Annotated in this window: 2 protein-coding genes; both read left to right on the forward strand. The window is 38.3% G+C overall.

What is annotated here, in order from left to right; genetic code table 11:
* Window positions 1-535 precede the first annotated feature (535 nt).
* A complete protein-coding gene (locus DQG19_RS21100; RefSeq protein WP_157974650.1) occupies window positions 536-1,102 on the forward strand; it encodes a hypothetical protein in 567 nt (188 codons plus the stop codon).
* Window positions 1,103-1,154: 52 nt separating this feature from the next.
* A complete protein-coding gene (locus DQG19_RS21105) occupies window positions 1,155-1,610 on the forward strand; it encodes a hypothetical protein (protein WP_157974651.1) in 456 nt (151 codons plus the stop codon).
* Window positions 1,611-1,989: the final 379 nt, after the last annotated feature.

Consider the following 1,989-nt stretch of genomic DNA (forward strand, 5'->3'; position numbering starts at 1 on the left):
AGGAAAGCAATAAGGTCACCAATCCAATATCATTGAGAGCATAAATAAAATTAAAAAAAGCCATCGGCGAACACCACGCCAGCGTCCATGCGCCCTATCGGGACGCACGGCGCTGGCGTACCCGTTGTGTGCAACCAGGCAGCTTCAGAAAATTGATCCACCTATATTTGTGCTCAATTATTGTATCTTAATCAAAAACTATAAATTATGAATTTTGCAATATTCATCTGTTTAGGTGCAATATATGGGTTATGGTCATACAGAATGAGTAGAAATGAAAGACCAGGCAATACGAAAGGTTATGCATACTTTGATGATTCTAGTATGACTATGCATTGGACCTTATTTATACTGAAAGGAGTAGGGGTGTCTATATTTGTCTACATATTATATGCTATAGGTTGGAGATAGCAAATTATCGGGATGCTGTAATATTAGTTTTATATTTTATGTGGCATTCTGAACCTAGCCTTCACATAGATGTTAGAGCTTCTACACTTGCCAGTTTCTATTGTAATCTAAATAAGAATCGACCATGAAAAAGATATGGTTATCGCTTTTGATTTTAAGTATAGTGACGGCATGCAATGACCCAGATCAAAAAGACCAAACTATCATATTTGAGGAATCCAATGCGGGGTATGGAGCAAGAGAAAACGATTATTCAGAAATTGGATACGAAGAAATTAAGTACCTACTGAGTAATTATCGAGAGAGGAAGGGATTGTTGAAAAAATATGAATTTTATATGCGCAGGTCAGGTCGGAATTTTGATTCTAATTGCGAGTCTGAAGTATATAATGTCGTTAGAGGAAACAATGTAATGTTTGATACGCCATACATTGAGATTTGTGACTGTTGTAATGAAAATATGGTATGGGTGACATTCTCAGGAAGTTCAAGGCATAAAATGGTTTATGATAGAGTTATGGATTCTGCAATAAATGATGGTTATTCCGAACCCTACATTGACGAATATGATGACGGGACTTTTTTAAAAGAGTATTCTAAAAAAGATTTTGCATTAACGGCCTCATCTCAAATCATGAAAAACGATAGTTTTGCTTACGAGGTGATGCTTATGCTTTTCCTCCCAAAATAAATCTTTTTATAGCTCTTTGGTTAGGTTTTATACAACTTAAATATTTCTTGAAATGAAATATCAAGACCATTATGAAAGTGAGTTTTATCCAACTCCATCATTCTATGACTCTTCTAAACCATATCAAGAATGGTTGTATTCTAAAGCTAAATCTCATTATAAAAGAGATAAAAAGAGAAGTAAAGGCGAGTTTAGGTTTACACACAAAGATTATAGGCTAGCAATCAATAAAGCTTTTTTAAAATCGAAAGGATTAGATTTCTATACAAATGAAAAGCTTGACTGGTCATTAGTAGGGACATATGATAATAGAAAATCACAAAAAGGAAGAAGAAATTATAAAAGCAAGTTTGCTCTGCTACCTACAATTGACCATACTTATGAAGAAAATGAACCTATAGATATAGTTATTTGCGGATGGAGAACAAATGACGCAAAGAACGATTTGAAAATTGACGAATTCGTAAATTTGTGTGAACTTGTTATAAAAAATTATAGAAATAAATAAATGCACACAACATTGCGCCATCGTCAAGCCGGCGGCGAGGCTTTCCGGTGTCGATGAAACATTGAAAGCTATCAAAAGCTGGTACCAATCCGGTTGTTGGCTGATGTAGCCGGCCTGCGTGGGCGCACCCGTCAGACTGTGCAAAAAGTATGGTTTTCGATTTTCTGGCCGTATCTTGAAGGTATCCCACTGATACCCGAGAAAAATGCCCAGAAAAGTAGGTTTGGACCCCGCGCAGTTCGGTCTGTTTGCCACTCCACTTGAGGCGATGATCCCGGCGGACGCTGAAGTCCGCGTCGTAGCGGCGTTCGTCGACCAGTTGGACCTTCCCGCGCTCGGCTTTACGCCGGTGCACGCCGACGGGGCCAGCGCCTACGGT

Source organism: Lewinella sp. IMCC34183 (assembly GCF_003390915.1).
In the GTDB taxonomy this organism is placed as follows: Bacteria; Bacteroidota; Bacteroidia; order Chitinophagales; family Saprospiraceae; genus Neolewinella.